The organism is Arthrobacter sp. BC5 (assembly GCF_056680255.1).
This window is the reverse complement of record NZ_CM155273.1, coordinates 597580-618557: the sequence shown is the minus strand read 5'-3', so window position 1 is coordinate 618557 and position 20978 is coordinate 597580. Positions and strand designations below refer to the sequence as shown.

Annotated in this window: 22 protein-coding genes and 1 riboswitch; of the genes, 12 read left to right on the top strand and 10 right to left on the bottom strand. The window is 70.1% G+C overall.

Translation table 11 applies throughout. From position 1 onward, the window contains the following. Positions 1-71 precede the first annotated feature (71 nt). Positions 72-350 carry a hypothetical protein gene (locus AC1MFI_RS02675; protein ID WP_479819468.1) on the bottom strand — a complete coding sequence of 93 codons (279 nt, stop codon included), beginning with the start codon at positions 348-350 and terminating at the stop codon, positions 72-74. Between the two features lie 173 nt (positions 351-523). Here AC1MFI_RS02675 and AC1MFI_RS02670 point away from each other — a divergent pair, with 173 nt between their 5' ends. From AC1MFI_RS02670 to AC1MFI_RS02660, 3 genes are read left to right on the top strand one after another with little or no spacing between them, the layout of a single operon-like run. Beyond that, positions 524-907: a cold-shock protein gene (locus AC1MFI_RS02670; protein ID WP_400482838.1), complete on the top strand. Its 384-nt coding sequence runs from the start codon at positions 524-526 to the stop codon at positions 905-907. A 10-nt stretch (positions 908-917) separates the two neighbouring features. After that, complete coding sequence (locus tag AC1MFI_RS02665; RefSeq protein WP_479819467.1) at positions 918-1517, top strand: DUF3027 domain-containing protein; 600 nt, start codon at positions 918-920, stop codon at positions 1515-1517. 34 nt (positions 1518-1551) lie between these two features. Further along, positions 1552-2829, top strand: a complete 1278-nt coding sequence (locus AC1MFI_RS02660; protein ID WP_479819466.1) for an MFS transporter — start codon at positions 1552-1554, stop codon at positions 2827-2829. 35 nt (positions 2830-2864) lie between these two features. Here AC1MFI_RS02660 and serC read toward each other — a convergent pair whose 3' ends face one another. Further along, complete coding sequence (gene serC / locus AC1MFI_RS02655) at positions 2865-3989, bottom strand: phosphoserine transaminase (RefSeq protein ID WP_479819465.1); 1125 nt, start codon at positions 3987-3989, stop codon at positions 2865-2867. A 255-nt stretch (positions 3990-4244) separates the two neighbouring features. Between serC and AC1MFI_RS02650 the strand changes: the two genes are divergently transcribed. From AC1MFI_RS02650 to AC1MFI_RS02620, 7 genes are all read left to right on the top strand, one after another. Then, positions 4245-4943, top strand: a complete 699-nt coding sequence (locus AC1MFI_RS02650; protein WP_479819464.1) for an iron-dependent transcriptional repressor DtxR — start codon at positions 4245-4247, stop codon at positions 4941-4943. A gap of 128 nt (positions 4944-5071) precedes the next feature. Beyond that, positions 5072-5256: riboswitch (cyclic di-AMP (ydaO/yuaA leader) on the top strand. Positions 5257-5261: 5 nt separating this feature from the next. Beyond that, on the top strand, positions 5262-6107 hold the full coding sequence (locus AC1MFI_RS02645; protein WP_479819462.1) for an NlpC/P60 family protein: 846 nt from the start codon (positions 5262-5264) through the stop codon (positions 6105-6107). 24 nt (positions 6108-6131) lie between these two features. Beyond that, on the top strand, positions 6132-7025 hold the full coding sequence (locus AC1MFI_RS02640; RefSeq protein WP_479819461.1) for an NlpC/P60 family protein: 894 nt from the start codon (positions 6132-6134) through the stop codon (positions 7023-7025). Between the two features lie 218 nt (positions 7026-7243). After that, positions 7244-7741 (top strand): HNH endonuclease, encoded by a 498-nt coding sequence (locus tag AC1MFI_RS02635; protein WP_479819459.1) that lies wholly within the window; start codon positions 7244-7246, stop codon positions 7739-7741. Continuing rightward, entirely contained in the window at positions 7738-8346 is a 609-nt protein-coding gene (mobA, locus tag AC1MFI_RS02630; RefSeq protein WP_479819458.1) for a molybdenum cofactor guanylyltransferase, read from the top strand. Before AC1MFI_RS02635 ends, mobA begins: the two co-directional genes overlap by 4 nt. A 17-nt stretch (positions 8347-8363) precedes the next feature. Beyond that, positions 8364-8648 carry a DUF6457 domain-containing protein gene (locus tag AC1MFI_RS02625; protein ID WP_479819457.1) on the top strand — a complete coding sequence of 95 codons (285 nt, stop codon included), beginning with the start codon at positions 8364-8366 and terminating at the stop codon, positions 8646-8648. Further along, positions 8645-9907, top strand: a complete 1263-nt coding sequence (locus AC1MFI_RS02620; RefSeq protein WP_479819455.1) for a molybdopterin molybdotransferase MoeA — start codon at positions 8645-8647, stop codon at positions 9905-9907. The genes AC1MFI_RS02625 and AC1MFI_RS02620 overlap by 4 nt, the downstream gene beginning before the upstream one ends. 61 nt (positions 9908-9968) lie before the next feature. Here the strand turns inward: AC1MFI_RS02620 and AC1MFI_RS02615 are convergent, their stop codons facing one another. Then, the gene (locus AC1MFI_RS02615) at positions 9969-12293 is read right to left on the bottom strand and encodes an FdhF/YdeP family oxidoreductase (protein ID WP_479819453.1); all 2325 of its coding nucleotides are present in this window, start codon (positions 12291-12293) and stop codon (positions 9969-9971) included. Positions 12294-12382: 89 nt separating this feature from the next. On the opposite strand from AC1MFI_RS02615, the gene fdhD reads away from it, so the two are divergent. Further along, a complete protein-coding gene (gene fdhD, locus AC1MFI_RS02610) occupies positions 12383-13210 on the top strand; it encodes a formate dehydrogenase accessory sulfurtransferase FdhD (protein ID WP_479819452.1) in 828 nt (275 codons plus the stop codon). Between the two features lie 103 nt (positions 13211-13313). Here the strand turns inward: fdhD and AC1MFI_RS02605 are convergent, their stop codons facing one another. The 3 genes from AC1MFI_RS02605 to AC1MFI_RS02595 form a co-directional block, all read right to left on the bottom strand. Then, positions 13314-14105, bottom strand: a complete 792-nt coding sequence (locus tag AC1MFI_RS02605; protein WP_479819451.1) for an amino acid ABC transporter ATP-binding protein — start codon at positions 14103-14105, stop codon at positions 13314-13316. Beyond that, on the bottom strand, positions 14092-14751 hold the full coding sequence (locus AC1MFI_RS02600; protein WP_479819450.1) for an amino acid ABC transporter permease: 660 nt from the start codon (positions 14749-14751) through the stop codon (positions 14092-14094). The genes AC1MFI_RS02605 and AC1MFI_RS02600 overlap by 14 nt, the downstream gene beginning before the upstream one ends. Before the next feature lie 64 nt (positions 14752-14815). Beyond that, entirely contained in the window at positions 14816-15634 is an 819-nt protein-coding gene (locus tag AC1MFI_RS02595) for an amino acid ABC transporter substrate-binding protein (RefSeq protein ID WP_479819448.1), read from the bottom strand. Positions 15635-15857: 223 nt separating this feature from the next. Between AC1MFI_RS02595 and AC1MFI_RS02590 the strand changes: the two genes are divergently transcribed. Then, the gene (locus AC1MFI_RS02590) at positions 15858-17765 is read left to right on the top strand and encodes an ABC transporter ATP-binding protein (RefSeq protein ID WP_479819446.1); all 1908 of its coding nucleotides are present in this window, start codon (positions 15858-15860) and stop codon (positions 17763-17765) included. 3 nt (positions 17766-17768) lie between these two features. On the opposite strand, the gene AC1MFI_RS02585 is transcribed toward AC1MFI_RS02590, so the two are convergent. From AC1MFI_RS02585 to AC1MFI_RS02570, 4 genes are read right to left on the bottom strand one after another with little or no spacing between them, the layout of a single operon-like run. Next, entirely contained in the window at positions 17769-18182 is a 414-nt protein-coding gene (locus AC1MFI_RS02585; RefSeq protein WP_479819445.1) for an NUDIX hydrolase, read from the bottom strand. Continuing rightward, positions 18182-18595 carry a hypothetical protein gene (locus AC1MFI_RS02580; protein ID WP_479819443.1) on the bottom strand — a complete coding sequence of 138 codons (414 nt, stop codon included), beginning with the start codon at positions 18593-18595 and terminating at the stop codon, positions 18182-18184. The genes AC1MFI_RS02585 and AC1MFI_RS02580 overlap by 1 nt, the downstream gene beginning before the upstream one ends. Beyond that, positions 18592-20127 carry a hypothetical protein gene (locus AC1MFI_RS02575; protein ID WP_479819442.1) on the bottom strand — a complete coding sequence of 512 codons (1536 nt, stop codon included), beginning with the start codon at positions 20125-20127 and terminating at the stop codon, positions 18592-18594. The genes AC1MFI_RS02580 and AC1MFI_RS02575 overlap by 4 nt, the downstream gene beginning before the upstream one ends. Continuing rightward, positions 20124-20894 carry a hypothetical protein gene (locus tag AC1MFI_RS02570; protein ID WP_479819441.1) on the bottom strand — a complete coding sequence of 257 codons (771 nt, stop codon included), beginning with the start codon at positions 20892-20894 and terminating at the stop codon, positions 20124-20126. The genes AC1MFI_RS02575 and AC1MFI_RS02570 overlap by 4 nt, the downstream gene beginning before the upstream one ends. Positions 20895-20978 lie beyond the last annotated feature (84 nt).

Genomic DNA, 20978 nt, shown 5'->3' with positions numbered 1-20978 from the left:
CAAGGTTACCCGGCACCTCCGACACGGCGGCCGGAAACGTACCCGCCGGTCACGGGACCACGCCGGGACGCTCAGGAGCGGCGGCGGGAGATGGCGGACCAGATGACGAGCGAGGCCATCAGTAGGAAGCCGATCGGCAGGCAGAAGTAGGTGGCGAGCACGAAGCCGGGCCAGACGGTTCCCTGGAGGAAGGCTGTGACGAGGATGGCGGCCAGTGAGAGCAGCCCGATGGCTGCGAACGCCACGGCGAGCACCATCACGGCGGATCGGCCGGGGGAGGACCGCTCGGCTCCGGAGCCGGGCTCGGGCTGGTCGGTCGAGGGGCTCGCTGCCGGTTCGTCTGGGATCATAGCCGTCCCAGACTACAAGAACCACGGCGGGGCGGCCGCCCGAAAAGCGATATCCTAGGAGACACAGACTTCCCCTGCGGCGGCAGTACGCCCGGGCACCAGGCGGTGCCGCGTGGCCGGGATCCGGACCGCAGGCGCCCGCCGCCCGGTACAGCTAAGAAGAGGTAGACGACGTGCCCATCGGCAAAGTTAAGTGGTTCGATACGGACAAGGGCTTCGGCTTCCTGACGACGGACGACGGCAAGGAAGTGTTCCTGCATGCCTCGGCACTTCCCGCCGGGGTGAGCGAGGTCAAGGTCGGGACCAAGCTCGAGTTCGGCGTGGCAGACGGACGACGCGGACTCCAGGCGCTGTCCGCCCGCATCCTCGAGCAGGCCCCCTCCGTGGTCAAGGCCACGCGCAAGAGCGCGGATGACATGGCCGTCATCACCGAGGACCTCATCAAGCTCCTCGACGCCGTGTCGAACGGCCTCCGCAAGGGGCGCTACCCGGAGAAGGCACACGCTACGAAGGTCGCGGCCGTCCTGAGGGCGGTTGCCGACGACCTCGACGCGTAGGCTTTCCGCTATGACCTCGAGCAACCTGGAGACAGCCGAAGGCACTGCCCCGACCCACGGAGACGCGCGTGGCGCGGACGAACCAGCAGTCCCTGCCGCGTCGCCGCGCAGACCCCGCGCAGCGCGCCGTATCCCCAAGACGGACGCGGTGCTCGAGGCCGCCGTGGACCGCGCCCGCCTCGGCGTCCTCGAGATAGCACCCGAGGCGCAGGTCGGCCGGCACGTCTCCGCGGTCGTCGAGGGCGAGCGACTGGTCACGCACCGGTTCGAAGCCTTCGTTCCCGGGTACGGAGGCTGGCAGTGGTATGCGAGCGTGGCCCGCGTGGCGCGGAGCAAGGACGTCACGGTGTGCGAGGTGGGACTGCTGCCGTCCGCGGCATCGCTGCTGGCGCCCGAATGGCTCCCCTGGTCCGAGCGGGTGCGTCCCGAGGACTCGCAGGCCGAGGACGCTGCTCCCGCCGAGGACGCTGCTCCCGCCGAGGAGGCTGCTCCCGCCGAGGAGGCTGCTCCCGCCGAGGAGGTTGCTCCCGCCGAGGAGGCGCCGGCACCGCCGGCCGGCGACGACGCCGGGCCGATCGACGACGTGCTGGACCAGCCCGACGCCGAGTGATGAAGCAGTGGCGTCGGAGCGGGAGGGGAGGGGCTTGACCACCTTCCGATCGCTCGGCATCCACAACTACAGGCTCTGGTTCATCGGGGCACTGATCTCCAACATCGGTACCTGGATGCAGCGCACCGCCCAGGACTGGCTGGTGTACGACATCCTCACGCCGCAGAATGCCTCCGCCCTCGGTATCGTGATGGCCCTCCAGTTGGGACCGCAGCTGGTGATCGCCCCGTGGGCCGGACTCATCGCCGACACCGTGGACCGGCGGCGGCTCCTCGCCACCACGCAGGTGGCGATGGCGCTCCTGGGCGTGGGCCTCGGCCTGATGGTCCTCCTCGACATCGCCGTCCTGTGGCATGTCTACGCCTTCGCCCTCGCGCTCGGTGTCGTCTCGGCCTTCGACGCCCCGGCGCGGCAGGCCTTCGTGTCCGAGCTGGTCCGTGACGAGTACCTTCCGAACGCCGTGGCGCTCAACAGCGCATCCTTCAACGGCGCCCGGCTGGTCGGCCCCGCGATCGCCGGCCTGCTCACGGCGGGAGTCGGCCCGGGCTGGGTGTTCATGATCAACGCCCTCACCTTCGGTGCCATGGTGTACGTGCTGCTCGCGATGCGCAGCACCGAACTCAACAAGCAGCCGCGGCAGGCCCCGGGCAAGGGCCGGATCCGCGCCGGCTTCCGCTACGTGCGGCACCGGCCGGACCTCCTGGTGGTCATGCTCGCGATCTTCATCGTCGGCACCTTCGGGCTGAACTTCGCCGTCTTCATCGCCGCCATGGCCCGTACCGAGTTCGGCCAGGACGCCGGTGTGTTCGGGGTCCTGTCCTCGGTGATGGCCGTGGGGTCGGTCGCGGGCGCCCTGCTGTCCGCCCGACGGGACCGGCCGCGCCTGCGGTTCGTCTTCGGGGCATCGGCCGCCTTCGGGCTCGCCTGCATCCTGGCAGCCCTGGCACCGAACCTCTGGCTCTTCGGGCTGGCCCTCGTGCCGGTGGGGCTGTTCGCGCTGACCCTCATGACCAGCGCCAATGCCTATGTGCAGACGACGACCGATCCGGCGATGCGGGGACGCGTCATGGCCCTGTACTTCGCCATCTTCCTCGGGGGGACGCCGCTGGGCGCGCCGGTGGTGGGCTGGGTCTCCGACGTGTTCGGTCCGAGGTGGAGCCTCGGCGTCGCCGCCGCTTCAGGGCTGATCGCTGCCGCCGTCGGTATCTTCTGGGCCTGGCGGTACCACGAGGTCCGGCTGCGCTACGACCGCACGGCGCCCCGCCGCCTCCGGCTCGACCACGAGGCAGGCGCAGCCGAGGGGGCGCCGTAGCGCCCGGGTGACCCCTCGACGGCGGTTCCCGGCCCCTACAGGAGGTTCTCGACCACGTGGTCGATGCAGGCGATGAGGGCCGAGACGTCGTCGGGCTCGATCGCCACGAAGGTCGCGATTCGCAGCTGGTTACGGCCGAGCTTGCGGTAGGGCTCCACGTCGACGATCCCGTTGGACCGCAGGATGGCGGCGATGCGGGCGGCGTCGACGTCGTCATCGAAGTCCACCGTGACGATCACGTTCGAGCGGTCCTCGGCCCGGGTCACGTACGGCCGTGCGATGGGGGAGGCCTCCGCCCACGAGTACAGCCGTCCGGCGGAGTCGGCCGTGCGTGCCGCGGCGAAGGGAAGCCCGCCCTGGGCGTTGAGCCACTGCACCTGCGCATCGAGCGTCACGAGGGTGGACAGCGACGGCGTGTTGTAAGTCTGGTTCAGACGTGAGTTGTCGATCGCCGTCTGCAGGTCGAGGAAGTCGGGGATCCAGCGCTCACCGGCGGCGATCCGTCCCGCGCGTTCGAGCGCTGCGGGGGAGAAGAGCCCGAGCCACAGCCCGCCGTCGGAGGCGAAGTTCTTCTGCGGCGCGAAGTAGTAGACGTCGGCCTGCGACACGTCCACATCGAGGCCGCCCGCGGCGGACGTCGCATCCACGAGGACCAGCGTGCCGTCGTCCGCACCCTCGATCCTGCGGACGGGAGCCGCGACGCCGGTCGAGGTCTCGTTCTGCGGCCAGGCGTACGTATCCACCCCGGCTTCGGCGACGGCCGACGGGCGCGAGCCGGGCTCGGACGTGATGATGCTGGAGGCCTCGAGGAACGGCGCCCTGTCGGTGGCGGAGGCGAACTTGGAGCCGAATTCGCCGAACGAGAGGTGCTGCGCCTTCCGTTCCACGAGTCCGAACGTCGCGACGTCCCAGAATGCCGTCGAGCCGCCTACGCCGAGCACCACCTCATAGCCGGCGGGTGCTCCGAAGAAGGTGGCGAGCCCTTCCCGTACACGGCCCACCAGGCTGCGCACGGGGGCCTGCCGGTGGGAGGTCCCGAGCAGGGTCCGGCCGGCCGACACGAGGGCGTCGATCTGCCCGCTCCGGACCTTGGAGGGGCCTGCGCCGAACCGGCCGTCCGCAGGCAGCAGGTGTTCGGGGATGCGGGGCGTTTCGGTCATGGCTGCTCCAGCTGTCTCGGCGTCGGGTCTCGCCCTCATTCTGCCCCAGCTCGAGCGGTGCCTCCATTTGTGAACGCTGCCCCGGACGACGCCCGGACCGCCACCGCCGTGCTCCCGCCGGGATTGCCGGGCCTGTTGCGCCATGCGTTAACCTTGGGAAGCGTGGGGCGGAACAGGCCGTGGCGGCTGTGGCCCCCCTCGCCGGCGTGAGGCATTCCAGCCGGGCACCCGCACCGCACCAAGGAGCTGAACCGCATGACGGATCTCATCGACACCACCGAGATGTACCTGCGGACCATCCTTGAGCTCGAGGAAGAGAACATCGTGGCGCTCCGTGCGCGCATCGCCGAGAGGCTGCGCCACTCCGGGCCCACCGTGTCCCAGACCATCGGTCGCATGGAGCGTGACGGACTCGTGGTGGTCTCCGGCGACAGGCACCTGGAACTGACCGAGGTGGGCCGCCGGCGTGCTACCGAGGTCATGAGGAAGCACCGCCTCGCCGAGCGGCTGCTGAGCGACGTCATCGGGCTCGACTGGGCGTACGTACACGACGAGGCCTGCCGCTGGGAGCACGTCATGAGCGAGCGCGTCGAGCGCAGGCTCTACGAACTGCTCGGGAAGCCCTCCGAATCCCCCTACGGCAACCCCATCCCCGGCCTCGAGGCGATCGGCGGCGTCCAGTCGGAGCTGTTCACGGACGGCGTGGTGACCCTGCTCTCCGCGATGGGCACCTACTCACCCGAGAAGCAGGTCACGCTGGTCCGCCTGGCCGAGCCGATCCAGGTGGATCCGGAACTCCTCACGCAGCTCGACGAGGGCGGCCTGCGCCCCGGCGCGCACCTCAACCTGGAGTCCGTGGGCGGTTACGTCTCCGTGCGCGTCCCCGGCGTCGAGGGTGCACTCGAACTGCCGCCCGAAGTCGCGTCGCACGTGTTCGTCTCCGTCGCGGCCTGAACGGCCAGGCAGGGTACACGGAGCACCGTCGTCACCAAGAACACACCGTTTCGTGACCGGAATGTGACATAACGCGAATTCTGCTGTAGCCTTCATCTCGTGCCAAATTCGCTCTAGATCCGGCACCCTCTTGCAAATCGCCTAGCTCTGCCATTGCCAGAGGTCCGTCCGCACCATCGCATGGCAGAGGCGGGGGAACCAATTTTCGGGTTTCGTAACTGAAATCCTTGGGGTTAAGTCGCTGTTCACGCAGCGGCCGGGTGACTCCCATCCGAATCCGACAGCTCACCTCGCAGGCGTTGGGAGAGGCAATCCAACGTGTCCAACAGCTTTTCGGGCCGCCACCGCGCGCCCCAGACCGTGAGCCCGCTGACGGCTCTTTCCGCCGCAGTAGCGTCCAACGCCGGATCGGTCGGCCGCCAGGCAGCCGTCATCGTCGCCGCATCGGGCCTGGTGCTCACCGCGGGCCTGCCGGCCCAGGGAGCCACCACCGCAGAGCGCGAGGTCCAGTCCTCCGCAGCACTGGCCGTGAGCCGGGTCGTCTCGGCCGAGGTCACGGTCCCCGCCACCGCCGAGGTCTCCTTCGACCGCGTGGCCGTCGAGGTCACTCCCGCTCCGGAGCCCGTCGTCGAGGCGCCGGCCCCCGTCGTCCAGGCCGCCCCCGCTCCAGCCGCCGTGCAGGTCGCCGCGCCTGTCGCTCCCGCAGTGGCTGTTGCTCCCGCCGTGGCTCCCGCTCCCGCAGCGGCCGCCGTGCCTGCAGCGCCGGTTGCCAGGCCCGCCGCGCCCGTCGCTGCCGCACCGGCGGCTCCTGCCGCCGCCCCCGTGGTGCAGCAGGCTCCCGCGCCCGTCCAGTCCTCCGGCGTCGCTGCCGGGCTGGTCGGCTCGGCCTACGCCCAGATCGGCGTCGCCCAGGACTGCACCGCCATGGTCGAGAAGGCCCTGCGCTCGGTCGGCAAGTCCGTCGGCGACCTCGCTCCCGGCCAGTTCTACCAGTTCGGCGATGTCGTCGGCAGCCCCGCTCCGGGCGACCTCGTGATCACCGGCGGCCACGTCGCGATCTACGTCGGCAACGGCCAGGTCATCAGCGGTGGCCTGAACGGTATGAACACCGGCCTCCACAACCTGTCAGACCTCCCCGGCGCCAGCTTCGTCCGCGTCCGCTAGAAACCACACACGGAGAAACCCCCCATGTCTTCACGCGCCACACTTGCACGCCACCGGGGAGAAGCGCAGAACGCTGCGAGCTTCTCGGCCCTCGCCAAGGCCGTCACCACCAACGCAGGCGGGATGGGCCGCCAGGCCGCCGTCATCGCCGCGGCTTCGGGCCTCGTCCTGACCAGCGGCGTCGCGGCCAATGCCGCAGACCTGCAGCCCCAGCGCGACGTCGCCGCCTCCAACGTCACCGTGACCTCGGACCGTGCGGTTGTCGTCGCGTCCACCGGCACGGCGGTGTCCTTCAACATGACGCCGGTGAAGGTCAACGCCAAGCCGGTCGTCGCCGAGAAGGCCCCGGTCGTGGAGGCTCCGGTCGTGGAGGCCCCGGTCGTCCAGGCTCCCGCCCCCGCCGCTCCCGCCCCCGCTGCTCCCGCACCTGCTGCAGCTCCCGTCGCTGCCCCTGCGCCTGTCGCAGCCCCCGTCGCAGCGGCCGCTGTTGCCGCTCCGGCACCTGCCCGCGCCGTGACTCCGGCACCCGCACCGGTGCCTGCCCCGGCTCCGGCCCCCGCACCGGCTGCTGCGCCCGCGGTCTCGTCCGGCGTCGCCGCCACGATCGCGGCAGCCGCGCAGGGCCAGCTCGGTGTGATGCAGGACTGCACGCGTCTCGTGAGCAACTCGCTCGCGGCGGCGGGCATCAACTTCCACGGCTGGCCGGCAGGCTACCTCTCCCTCGGCCGCACGGTGAGCGCCGGCCAGGCCATCCCGGGTGACCTCATCTACTACGCCAACGGCGGCATGGGTATGGCCCACATCGCGGTATACATCGGCGGCGGCAAGGCCGTCCACGGTGGATTCAACGGCAACACCACGGTGATCGCACCGGCCGAGCTCGGCTCGGGCGGCGTGTACATCCGCGTCGGCGGCTGATCCAGCACCGACGCCACTGCAGGAGGACCGGCACACCGTGCCGGTCCTCCTGCAGTTAACCCGCACCGGAACCAGGGAGGTACGTCAACCCGGTGCCGCACGGATTAGCGGCGGACGGGCCTCCGGCTTACCCTTGCAGTGTCCAATCCGAAGCACTTCTCCCGTACCCCGGGATGGCAACCGGTTGAGGGGAACAGGTCAGCAATGAGGCTTGCTCCATGCGCACTCTTGTTCTGAATGCAGGGTATGAACCACTGGCGGTCATCACGTTCCGCCGGGCACTGGTGCTTGTGCTCACGGGGAAGGCGAGTGTCATCGCGGAGGACGACGAACCCATCGTCGGCCCCACGGAGATCCTGGGCAGGCCGTCCGTGATCCTCCTGAACCGGTACGTGAAGGTCCCGTACCGGCACGACGTCACGGCCACGCGGCGGGGTGTGCTGCGGCGCGACAACCATCTGTGCGCCTACTGCGGGAAGACGGCCTCGACCATCGACCACGTTCTGCCGCGGTCCAGAGGAGGCGCGGACACCTGGGAGAATCTCGTCGCCTGCTGCCTGAAGTGCAACAACGCGAAGGGCGACAAGACGCTGGCCAGCCTCGGCTGGAAGCTGCGGATCGTGCCGCTTCCTCCCCGTGGCCCCCAGTGGCAGATCCGGGAACTCGAGAGGCCCGCCCCGCAGTGGAGCGCCTTCCTCGAGGAGAACGCCGCATGATCCCGGACACCCCCGCGTTCGACGCCGTCGTCCTGGCCGGCGGCCGGTCCTCCCGCCTGGGCGGGGTACCGAAGGCCGGTCTCGTGCTGGCGGGCCAGACGCTGCTGCAACGCACGTGCGCGGCCCTCGGGCGTGCCGGGCAGCTGACGGTCGTGGGGCCGCAGCCCTACGCCGGAGGGGCCTCCGCGCCCGAAGGGGCACGCTTCGTCCGGGAGGAACCCGCCTTCGCCGGACCGGCGGCCGCCGTCGTCGCCGGCTTCACCGCCCAGTCGGCACGCAGGGCGCCCTGGTGTGCGGTCCTGGCCTGCGACATGCCCCGCGCGGACGAACTCGTGAAGGTGCTGCTCGCCGAAGCGGCACGGGGCGGGCAGGTCTCGCTGGTCGCGGTCGACGGCGGCCGGGACCAGCCGCTGGCGGCGCTCTACCGCAGCGCCGATCTCGCTGCTGCCATCGACGCCGTGCTGGCGCTCGGGCCGGCGGACAACCTGTCGATGCGCAGCCTCCTTGCTACTGTGAAGACCAGACCAGTCCCGGTTCCGCCGGGCACGACGCACGACGTCGACACCTGGGATGATGCGCGAACGCTCGGAGTCGTCGTCCCCTAGAACCACACGGAGGGCCCATGGACGATCGCCAGAAGCTGCTGCACGACTGGACCGAGAAGCTGCTCGCCGCCTTCGAGATCGACGGGACGGAGGTGGACATCGACGCCGTCCTCGGGCTCGCGGGCAAGGCCGCCCACGGCGTGGTCCGTCCGGCCGCTCCCCTCACGACGTTCGTCGTCGGGTACGCTGCGGGGCTCGCCGTCGGCAGTGGCCAGGCCGACGAGCAGCTGGCCATGCGCTCCGCGATGGCGGTAGCCGATGCCCTCTGCTCAGGGGCCGCAGCGGAAGGCGCCTCCGAATGAACGAGGCCACGGAAGCCCGCGATGTCGACTGGACGACCGCCCGCACCCTGGCGCATGACGCGGGACGCCCCCTGCCGTTCCAGACCGTCACCCTGGCGGACGCCCTCGGCCAGACCCTCGCGGAGCCCGTGCACGCCCTGCAGTCCATCCCGCACTACGCCTCCTCGGCCATGGACGGCTGGGCCGTCAACGGAGAGCCACCGTGGACACTGGTGAGCCACACCGCGCCGGAGGAGCATCCCAGGGGGCGGCCGGCGCCGCATGCGGATTCCGGCGAGGTCTCGCTCGCTCCCGGACAGGCGACGTTCATCCTGACCGGCGGCGTCGTCCCGCGGAATGCCGTCGGGATCCTGCGGACGGAGCACGGCGCCGTCCGCGGGGACGTCCTGGACCGCAACGAGTCGGCGCGGCCCGACGAGCCGGTGCTGCACGAGCACGTGAGGCCTGCGGGGGAGGAGGCGGAGGAGGGCTCGGAGGCGATCCCGGCCGGCGTCGTGCTGAACCCCGCGCAGATAGCCCTTGCCGCGGTGTGCGGACACGATACGCTCGCCGTCCTCAGAGCTCCCCGCGTGTCGCTGCTCATGACCGGCGACGAGGTGATCGACCACGGCCTGCCGCACCCCGGACAGGTCCGCGACACCTTCGGCCCGCAGCTGCCCGGATTCGTCGCGATGCTGGGCGGGCACGTCGATGGTGCGGCCCGCGCGAAGGACGACCTCGACGACGTCGTGGCCGCCATCAGCGCGGAGCCGACCGACGAGTTCTCCCTCGCGCGGGCGTCCGGCGACGTGCTCATCACCACGGGCGGAACCGGTAGCTCCTCCGCGGACCACATCCGGCGAGCGCTCACGGTGCTCGGCGCGGAGTTGATCATCGACGGGATCGCCATGCGCCCCGGGCATCCGACACTGCTGGCGCGGCTTCCCGACGGACGGTTCCTGGTGGGGCTCCCCGGGAATCCGCTCGCGGCGATGATGGCCATGCTGACGGTGGCCGCACCCCTGCTCGCTGGCCTGCGCGGATCGCCCCTCGAGGAGCCCGCCATGGTCGTGAGCGCCGACGCCTTCGAGCCACTGCGCGGTAGGAGCCGCCTGGTGCCCTACCGCACCGAGTCCGGACGCGCCGTGCCCAGCACCCACCAGCGCTCCGGGATGCTGCGCGGGCTCGCTTCCGCCGACGGAGTCATGGTCGTTCCGGCCGAAGGGTGTGCTGCCGGCGAGGACGTCCCGGCCCTGTCCCTGCCCTGGGTGACGGGCTGACGGGACACCGACCGGGGCGCCGAGACGACGGGAGCGCCCTCCGAGCCGGCGCTCCCGCGTCTCAGAGGGCTTTCTCGAGGCGCACGATGACCGACTTGGACGTCGGGGTCCCGCTGATGTCCGCCGTGGAATCCAGCGGCACCAGGACGTTCGTCTCCGGGTAGTAGGCTGCCGCACACCCCTTCGGCGTGGAGTAGGCGACCACGCGGAAGTCCTCTGCGCGGCGTTCGACGCCGTCGGCCCACTCCGAGACCAGGTGGACCATGTCGCCGTCGTCGAGGCCCGCCTCCGTGATGTCCTGTGGGCTCACGAAGACGACACGGCGGCCGTTGGAGATGCCGCGGTAGCGGTCGTCCTTGCCGTAGATCGTGGTGTTGTACTGGTCGTGGGACCTCAGGGTCTGGAGGATCAGCCTGCCCGCCGGCACGTGCGGGTACTCGAGGGTGTTGGCGGTGAAGTTCGCCCTGCCCGTCGCCGTGGTGAACGTGCGGCTGTCCCGAGGACCGTTCGGCAGCACGAACCCGCCCGGCTTGTCGATGCGGTCCTCGAAGTCACCGAAGCCGGGGATGACGGCGCTGATGTGCTCGCGGACGACACGGTAGTCCGCCTGCGCGGCCTTCCAGTCCAGCTGCGGGGCGTTCGTGCGGTAGGGGCTGTCCTCCCGCCCGAAGAGGCGGTCCCCGAGCTCGCAGACGATGGCGATCTCCGAGCGCATCTCCGAGCTCGCGGGCTTCAGCCGGCCGGTCGAGGCGTGCACGGCGCTCATCGAGTCCTCGACGGTGACGCGCTGGTCGCCGCCGGCCTGGGTGTCCCGGTCCGTCCGGCCGAGCGCCGGGAGGATCAGCGCACGCGTGCCGGTCACGAGGTGCGAGCGGTTCAGCTTGGTGGAGACCTGCACGGTCAGCCGGGTGTTGCGCAGCGCCTGCTCGGTGACGTTGGTGTCCGGCGTCGCGCGGACGAAGTTGCCTCCCATGCCCATGAAGACCCGCGCCTTGCCGTCACGCATGGCGCGGATGGCCGCCACCGTGTCGAAGCCGTGCCTGCGCGGGGACTCGAAGCGGAAGCGCTTGTCGAGTGCGTCGTGGAACGCCGCCGGCATCCGTTCGAAGATGCCCATCGTGCGGTCGCCCTGGACGTTCGAGTGTCCGCGGACGGGGCAGACTCCCGCGCCGGGCTTGCCGACGTTGCCCTGCAGCAGGAGGACGTTGACGACGTCGCGCAGCGTGGCGACGGAGTGCTTGTGCTGCGTCAGCCCCATGGCCCAGCAGACGATCGTACCGGGGGAGGCGATCATGCGGTCGCCCACCTTCGTGATCTCGGCCTGCGGGATACCGCTCGCCGCCGTGATCTCCTCCCAGCTGGTCTCCCGGAGGCTCGCGAGGTAGTCCTCGAGGCCCAGGGTGTGCTCGGCGATGAAGGCGTGGTCGAACACGGTGCCCGTGGCCTCCTCCCGCTCGAGCAGGTGCTTGCCGAGCCCGCGGAACAGGGCCTGGTCCCCGCCGATCCGGATCTGCAGGAAGTCGTCGGCCAGGGCGGTGCCGCCGCCGAACCGGGTACCGAGCAGTCCCAGGGGGTTCTGCGGGTTCTCGAACCGCATCAGGCCCGCCTCGGGCAGCGGGTTGATGGCCACGATCGCCCCGCCGTTCTTCTTCGCCTTCTCCAGCGAGGTCAGCATGCGGGGGTGGTTGGTGCCCGGATTCTGCCCGGCGATGATGATCAGCGGCGCGGTATCGAGATCGAGCAGCGACACCGTGCCCTTGCCGACGCCGAGGGTCTCGTTGAGCGCGGATCCGGAGGACTCGTGGCACATGTTGGAGCAGTCGGGCAGGTTGTTCGTCCCGATGCCGCGCACCATGAGCTGGTAGAGGAAGGCGGCTTCGTTGGAGGTGCGCCCGGAGGTGTAGAAGACGGCCTCGTCCGGGCTGTCGAGCATCGCGAGTTCGTCGACGATCACCTGGTACGCCTCCTCCCAGGACACGGCCCGGTAGTGGGTACCGCCGTCGTCGAGCAGCATCGGGTGGGTGAGGCGTCCCTGCTGGCCGAGCCAGTAGTCGTCGCGGGTCAGGAGGTCCTGGACCGAGTGGTCGGCGAAGAACGACGGCGGGACGGTGCGCCGGGTGGCCTCCTCGGCGACGGCCTTCGCGCCGTTCTCGCAGAACTCGGCGGTGTGGCGCTTGTCGCCCTCCGGCCAGGCGCAGCCCATGCAGTCGAAGCCCTTGACCTGGTTGACGGCGAGGAGGGTCTGCGCGCTCCGGACGGGGCCCATCTGGTCCATCGAGATCTTGAGCGAGTTCAGGACGGCCGGCAGGCCCACGGCCTTCGTCTTGCGGGCCCCTACCCTCAGCCGGGACTCGTCGATGTTGTCTTTCGGCGCCTTCGTTGCCACGCTATCCACATCCTCGTGTCGAAGTCGACGCACCAAGTGGTGTCTGGGGTCAACTAACCTCATCATAGGGCCGAGGTAAGGAGTGCCGAATGAACAGGGTCACGCAGCGCCGTCGCATCACCAAATTCCGCATCGGGGCGCAGACCGGACGCCGTGAGGACGTCCTCGCGGGGGAGGAGCCCCTGGAGATCCGGCTCGGCGGCAGCGCCTTCACGGTGACCATGCGCACCCCCGGCGACGATTTCGACCTCGTGGCAGGCTTCCTCGTCTCGGAGGGTGTGGTCTGGGAGCCGGGCCAGCTGCCGAGCCTGCGGTACTGCGCGGGCGTTGACGAGAACGGCCAGCAGACCTTCAACGTGGTGGAGGCGCAACTCCGGCCGGGAGTCGAACTGCCGGACACCGCGATGGAGCGCCACGTCTACACCTCGAGTTCGTGCGGAATCTGCGGCACCGCCTCGATCGACGCGGTGCGGAAGTCCTCCCGTTTCGACCTGCACGCCGATACGTCGCCCGTCGACCTCGGGATCCTGGCCTCCCTGCCGGACCGCCTGCGCGAGAGCCAGAAGCTGTTCGACCGCACCGGTGGCGTCCATGCCGCAGGCCTCTTCACGGCCGAGGGGGAGCTCCTGTGCCTCCGGGAGGACGTCGGACGCCACAACGCCGTGGACAAGGTGGTGGGCTGGGCGCTGCGGAACGGCATGCTGCCGCTCCGGGGAACGATCCTGCAGGTCTCCGGCAGGGCGTCCTTCGAACTGGTGCAGAAGGCGCAGCTCGCGGGCATCCCGGTCCTCGCCGCCGTCAGCGCGCCGTCCTCGCTCGCAGCGGACCTCGCGGACGACGCCGGGCTCACGCTCGTCGGCTTCAGCCGCGGATCCTCCCTGAACTGCTACTCGCACCCGGACCGCATCCTGGCCTGAGCGCTTCCAGCGGGCCGGCCTGCCGGCGGGGGCTGCGGGCCCGGTCTGCAGGGATCGGCGCCGGGTGGCGCGGCTTCCTGCGCGTGTCCCGGCGCGAAGCCGATCAGAACGGGTTGAGCAGGCGCTGCACGAAGCGGCGCGTGCGCTCCTCGCGGGGATTGCGCAGCACCTGGTCGGGGTGCCCGTGCTCGACGACGACTCCGCCGTCCATGAAGACCACCTCGTCCGCGACCTCGCGGGCGAAGGCCAGCTCGTGCGTCACGATCACCATGGTCCACTTCTCCTCGGCGAGCTCCTTGATGACGGTGAGCACCTCGCCCACCAGTTCGGGGTCCAGGGCTGACGTCGGCTCGTCGAAGAGGAGAAGGTCCGGCTGGAGGGCCAGGGCGCGGACGATCCCGACACGCTGCTGCTGCCCCCCGGACAGGTTGAACGGGTAGTCGTCCCGCTTCTCCGCGAGGCCGACGCGCGCGAGGAGCCGCTCCGCGTCCGCCACAGCCTCCTTCCGGGGCCGTCTCTGGACCTGGACAGGACCCTCGATGATGTTCTCGAGCACCGTCCTGTGCGGGAACAGGTTGTAGTTCTGGAAGACCATGGCACTGCGGTCGCGGAGTGAGAGGGCTTCCTTCTTCGTGACCTTGCCACCGAAATCGACCGATGGGCCGCCCCTGAAGGCGACAGTGCCGCCATCGGGCGTCTCCAGGCCGTTGAGGCAGCGCAGCACGGTGGTCTTGCCGGAGCCCGAGGGGCCGACCAGCGCGATCACCTGGCCGCTCTCGATATGCAGGTCGATGGACGTCAGCACCCGGTTCTCGCCGAAGGACTTCTGCAAACCGGTGACGTTCAGCAGCGGGCCCTCGGCGGTGCGGGGGCGCAGGGGATCAACGGGCGACATAGCGGTCCAACCTCTTCTCCAGTGCGGACTGGCCGCTGGACAGGACGAGACAGAACACCCAGTAGATCGCGGCGGCCTCGAGGTACAGCAGCATGAACTGCTGGGAGTAGGCCGCGATCTGCTGCGCCTCGCGGAACAGCTCCGTCACGAGGATCAGCGACGCCAGGGACGTGTCCTTGACGAGGCTGATGAACGTGTTGGACAGCGGCGGCACGGAGACGCGCGCCGCCTGGGGGAGGATGACGCGGCGCAGGGTCAGGGTACGGGACATGCCGATGGTGTGTCCCGCCTCCCACTGGCCCTTCGGCACCGACAGGATGGCCGCGCGCAGGATCTCCGCGGCGTAGCCTGCCACGTTGAGTGAGAAGGCGATGATCGCGCTCGGCCAGGGATCGATGGTCAGGCCGATCGAGGGCAGGCCGTAGAAGATGACGAACAGCTGGACCAGCAGCGGGGTGCCGCGGATGACCGACACGTAGGCGCGCGCGATGGCCGCGAGCACCGGCTGCCCGCTGATGCGCATGAGCGCGATGACGAGGGCCAGCGCGAGGCCGAGCACGAAGGACGCGAGCGACAGCGGGATGGTGCCGGTCAGGCCGCCCGAGAGCATGGGCCAGAAGGAGGTGCGCACCAACTCCCAGTCCATCAGTCAGCTCCTCCGGCCGTCTGCCGGTGTTTCACCGTGTGCCGGTCCGGCCCTGGTACCGGCTTCACTCGCTGACGTCGGAGCCGAAGTACTTCTCGGAGATCTCGGCGAGGGTGCCGTCGGCGCGCAGTTCGCCGAGGGCCGTGTTGATGGCGTCCACGAGTTCGGTGCTGCCCTTGCGGACGGCGACGGCGCTCTGCGAGGTCTCGTCGGTCGTCGCGGCGATCTTGATACCCGCGTTGTTGTTCGTCTTCTGGTAGTCGAGGTACGTCAGCTCGTCGTTGATCGTCGCATCCACGCGGCCCTGCTCGAGAAGTGTGACGGACTGCGCCCAGCCCTCGACGGGCTCGACGTTCGCACCGGCCTCCGTGGCGAGCTCGTACCAGTTGCTGGTCAGCGACTGCGCGGTCGTCTTGCCGGACAGGTCCTCGAAGGAGGAGATGTCGTCGTTGTCCGCGGTCGTCACGATCACGCCCGAACTGACGGTGTAGGGATCGGAGAAGTCGTACGCCTCCTTGCGCTCGTCCGTGATGGACACCTGGTTGGCGATGACGTCGAACCGGCCTGCTTCCAGTCCGGCGAAGATCGCGTCCCACTGCGTCTCCTGGAACTCCGCCTCGACACCCATCTTCTCCGCGACGGCGGTGATCACCTCGACGTCGTACCCGGTGAGCTCGCCGCTGCCTTCCTCGTGGTAGCTGAAGGGCTTGTACGTGCCCTCCGTGCCCACGGTCAGGACGCCGGCATCCTGGATCTCCTGCAGGCCCGTCGGCGCCGCGGACTCGGAGCCGCCGCCCTCGGTGGCCGGGGTCGACGTCGCGCAGCCCGCGAGTGCGAGGGTGAGGGCTGCGGCTGCACCAAGGACGGACAAGCGGTGGGTCATGGAATTTCCTTCGGTCTGGGATGGGCGGGCACGGCGGGTGGGGGAAATAGAAGGAGCCGTGGACGGCTTGAATCCTAGGTACGTCCGCTCCACCCGAGCGGGGCCGGAGTTGAACACTACTGAGGTGAACGCCGGAGTATCCACTTATTGTTCCGGAGTATTGCGGCGGGGCCCAGGGACCGGGGACCTAAGCTGGATCTGGCGTCCACGGAAGGAAATCGCTATGAGCATGGAAGGCGCGGCCTGGAGCTCGCTGTACAAGATCTCGACGGCCAAGGACGGCAAGCACGGCTTCTCGAGGGAATCGGTGCGCCGCATCCTCACCTTCTCCGTACCGTACCGGTCCAAGCTGGTGCTGTTCATCATCCTCTCGGTGGCGGGTGCTTTCCTCGCCGTGGCCACTCCGGTGCTCGCCGGGCAGGTGATCGACGTGATCGTCGCCCGCGGGGAGGTCCGCACCGTCGTGTGGCTCGCCGTCGTCATCGCCCTGGTGGCCGTGGCGGATGCCGCCGTGTCCCTCGTGACGCGCTGGTACTCGGCGCGCATCGGGGAGGGTGTCATCCTCGATCTCCGCACCGCCGTCTTCAACCACGTGCAGAAGATGCCCATCGCCTTCTTCACGCGAACGCGCACGGGGGCGCTGGTGAGCCGGCTGAACAACGACGTCATCGGTGCGCAGCAGGCGTTCAGCGGCACGCTCTCCGGGGTGGTCACCAACCTCGTGGCCCTGGTCCTCACGCTCGCGGTCATGCTGAGCACCTCCTGGCTGGTCACGGTGCTCGCCGTCGTCATGCTGCCGATCTTCCTGGTCCCCGCGCGCCGCATGGGCAGCCGCCTCGCCGCGCTGCGCCGTGAGGCAGCCGACCACAACTCGGCCATGAGCACGCAGATGACGGAGCGGTTCTCGGCCCCCGGCGCCACGCTGGTCAAGCTCTTCGGGCGGCCCGACGAGGAGGCCGAGGAGTTCCGCGTCCGCGCGGCGCGCGTACGGGACATCGGCGTGCGGACGGCGATGCTGCAGTTCGTGTTCTTCACCGCGCTGATGCTCGTGTCCGCGCTGGCGCTGGCGCTGGTGTACGGCCTCGGCGGTTTCCTCGCGCTCGCGGGTCAGCTCGACACCGGCGAGGTGGTCACCCTCGCGCTCCTGCTCACGCGCCTGTATGCGCCCCTGACGAGCCTCGCGAATGCCCGGGTCGAGATCATGAGCGCGATCGTCAGCTTCGAGCGCGTCTTCGAGGTGCTGGACCTAGAGCCGCTCATCCAGGAGAAGCCCGACGCCGTGCAGGTGCCGACCGGCCCCGTGGCAGTGGAGTTCGACGACGTCCGGTTCGCCTACCCTTCGGCGGACAAGGTCTCGCTCGCCTCGCTCGAGGAGGTCTCCACGCTCGACACGCGCGGCGGCGAGGAGGTGCTGCACGGGGTGTCCTTCCGGATCGAGCCCGGCCAGACGGTCGCCCTGGTGGGTACCTCGGGCGCCGGCAAGTCGACCATCGCCCAGCTCCTCGCGCGCCTCTACGACGTCGACAGCGGGGCCGTACGCCTCGCAGGCACCGACGTGCGTGACGTCACCTTCGCCTCGATGCGGCACACCCTGGGCATGGTCACCCAGGACGGTCACCTGTTCCATGAGACGATCCTCTCCAATCTCCGGCTCGCGAGGCCGGATGCCACGGAGGAGGAGGTGTGGGACGCCGTCCGGCGCGCGCGGCTGGAGCCCCTCGTCCGGTCGCTGCCGGACCAGCTGGACACCATGGTGGGCGAGCGCGGCTACCGGCTCTCCGGAGGCGAGCGCCAGCGCATGACCATCGCGAGGCTCCTGCTCGCCCAGCCGCGCGTCGTCATCCTCGACGAGGCGACGGCGGCGCTCGACTCGACGTCGGAGGCGGCCGTGCAGGCCGCACTGAGCGAGGCGCTGGAGGGCCGGACGGCGATGGTCATCGCCCACCGCCTGTCCACGATCCGCAGCGCCGACATGATCCTCGTGGTCGAGGACGGCGCGATCGTGGAGCGGGGGACCCATGACGAGCTGCTGTCCGTCGGCGGCCGCTACGAGGAACTGCACCGTACGCAGTTCGCGGTGCAGAAGAACGTCGCGGTGGACGAGGAGCCCGAGGCGCTCACCGGCGTCTAGCGTTCAGCCGCGCAGCGACAGCAGTGCGGGGATCACGTAGTCGGTCAGCAGCGGGGCGAGGTCCGAGCGATGGTGCGCCCGGTCGAGGTCGAGCCAGTCGAATTCCTCGATCTCGGCTGCAGGGGATGGCTCGGCGGTCAGCGGGCACAGGAAGACGGTGGCCACCAGCCGGGTATCGGCCTCGTTGGCGGCGGGCCCTTCCCAGACGCCGAGCAGGGTGAGGTCCGGTGCCCCGACCGCGAGGCCCAGTTCCTCGGACAGCTCCCGCACGCCGGTCTCGGCGGGGGTCTCGCCCGGGTCCGGTTTGCCTCCGGGCTGCATGAAGAGCGCCGTCCCGCGCTTGCGCACCAGGAGCAGGCGGCCGTTGCTGTCCAGCAGGCACAGGGCGGTGACCGTGATCGTGGACGAGCCTGCCATCAGCCGCCCGGCTCGACGGCGACATCGTCGCGCAGGAACCCGATCGTGCCGCTGTTCCACCCGATGCCTTCCGGATGGAGCGCTCGCGTCTCATCCGCGTTCAGCACCATGTAGTCGAGACCGAAGGTGTCCATGTCGGCCGTCACCTCGACGAAGACCCCGACGGACTCGCGGAGTATCCGCTCGAGTTCTGCAGAGTCATCGGTGTCGGTCATCACAGTCACATCCGCGAAATGGCCCGGACCCGACCTGCTGAACCCGACGTCCGCGGACGTGACCCCCGGCACGTCCTCCAGTGCCGATGCCCACGCCTCGGGGTCCGCTCTCGCCCCGTCGGAACACGCGGGAAGCACCAGCAGTACCGCTGCGACGATCCCCGCAGTCCGAACGCGCTTGATGCTCTGCCTGATCACGGCCTCCTCCTGACTGGAACGACGACGCCCGAGACGTCCGCGGGGTCGGACGTGAGGAACCGTCCGAACGACGATCGCCCACGGTAGTCGCCCGCGGGCCCGTCCATCGACTCGGCCGCGGCGATGGATTCCGCATAGGCGTTCGGCTCGTGGTTCCCCGTCACGTCGAACCAGGAGTTCCCCTCAGGGTCGGGAAGGGTGATGACCTCCGCTCCGTTCGGCCTCTCCGGCGACGTCCGGTCGACGAGCAGGCCACCGAGGTCGAGGCGGGGCACGAGATCGGAGGAGTGCTGGAAGGCGACGACGTCGACGTGATCGGGGACGGCGGTGATGTCGACGGGAGAGCCGAAGGTCATCACGTTGGTGACGTCGAACTGCTCACGGAACGCCGGGTCCCCGGCCAGCTCCATGGCGATCATCCCGCCCTGCGAGTGACCGGACAGCAGGACAGGTGCATCGGACGGGACACCGGCCTCGACCATGGCGAGCCTGACCGCTTCCGAGGCCGTCGACGACTGGCCCGAGGCGACCTCCAGGTTTCCTGTCAGGTCGGCGGGTGTATCGCCGCTCGGTGCCCAGGCCTGTGTGCCGGGGATCGAGACGATGTACGAGGAGCCGTCGGGCCCGTCAACCGTGGTGATGCGCACGGCGCCGTTGTCACTGCCGTGCCGGCCCGCGTCGTCGTAGGCGGAGGCCGTCGACAGCGCGATGGCCGAGAGCGAGTCCGGCAGGACGACACGGCCGTTACGATCCTGCACGCCGCCCGTCGGCAGATCCTCCGAGGTGGGGCCCCGCAGAGGGATCGCAGCCCCGACCTCCGCCCGGCCGTCGTCGAGCAAGTGCGGATCCTCCTCGCCGACGGTGCCGATCCGGTAGGCGAGGTTCCCGGCGCTTCCCGCGAGAAGCACGCCCCCGGCCACGACCTCCGTGACCGAGGGCGGCTCGGTTCCCAGGAAGAGCCCGCCGAAGTGCAGCAGGTCCTCCGTGACGTCGGGTGTCGAGCCGGCCACCTCGCCAGGGACCTCCCTCACGCCGGCAGCGATGAAGCCGCCCGCGTCCGACAGCAGGCCGATGCCCCAGTCGAGGCCGTACGCCGCCCAGTCCCCGCCCCTGGTGGCGCCGTCGCCGATCGTGTCGACCGCGCTGCCCACGCCGTCGACCGCGTCATCCCACAGATCCGTGAAGGGGTTGCCCGCACCTTCGTCGCCGCCTCGGGCCGGGGATCCGTTCCCGGCACTCTGCGGTCCGCGGCCTCCGATTGTCGTCAGGGAGCTCGCGTCCTCCTGCTGGATCGCGTCGGCGAGGGCTGTGCGGGACGTCTGGTGCAGAGCGGCCCCGACCTGGCGCAGGACGGGCGCATGCCGGCTGAACCAGGCATGACGGAACTGTTCGGCGTCGCCCCCGCCCCAGGACGTTCCCCGGATCGCGGTGCCGACCAGGGACGCCATGTCATCGAGCGAGCGCGAGGACCCGTCGAGCATGCAGGCGAGGTCCCGGACCTGGCCCGGGTCCATACCCACCAGGCCCGTCATGCTGCACCGCCTCGCACCGCGGAACCAGCCAGCGCCCCGGCGAGCGCGAAACCGATCTCCCGCGCGATGTGGCCGGCCTGCACGGGCACGACGACGGCGGCCGGTCGTCCGTCCACGCGCCGCGTCCTGATGGAGTAGAGCTGGTGGTCGCGCAGTGCCCACATGCCGGCCCACACCGTCGGCGTCCCTCCGGCGTGCCGGGCCAGTTCGGCCGTCACCTGGGAGGTGGAGCTCCTGGCGACGTCGAGCGCCTCCGAGTCATCGACCCCGGAATCCGCGTCCAGGACGGAGCCCGCCTCCGCCGCACCGGCACGGAGCTGGGGGAGGGGCGGGAGGACGCGTCGCACGCCATGCCAGAAATGGTCCGTGGAGAAAAGGCTGACCTCGACCGCCGGCTCCGTGTCCGTGATGCGGACGCCGCCGTCGGCCGTCGGCTCGAAGGCACGACGTCGGTGCTCGCAGACGATGCGCGCTCCGGCAACGCTGAGGGTGCTCTGCCCCGAGATGCCGTTGTAGGTGGCGGTCAGGCGGACGACGATCTGCGGCTCGGCGACGACGGCCAGGGCCTGCTTCCAGGTGTCGGTCAATCCGTCCTCGGAGGCGATGCCTGCGACGCCCAGTTCCTGCCGCGCAGCGCGGCCGGCATCAGGGTGGCCGCCTGCCCCGTGCCCCTCGTCTCCGGGCTGTCCTGCCATCGCCTGCGCCGCCTGCCAGGCGGCTGCCGATATCCTGACGAGCCGCGCCGGCGCCTCCATGTAGTCCCCCATGGGGTCCAACCTACCGGGCACCCACGAAAAGGAGGATGGGCAGACGTGCCCATCCTCCTGCTTCGCCACCCCTCGGCGGCACTG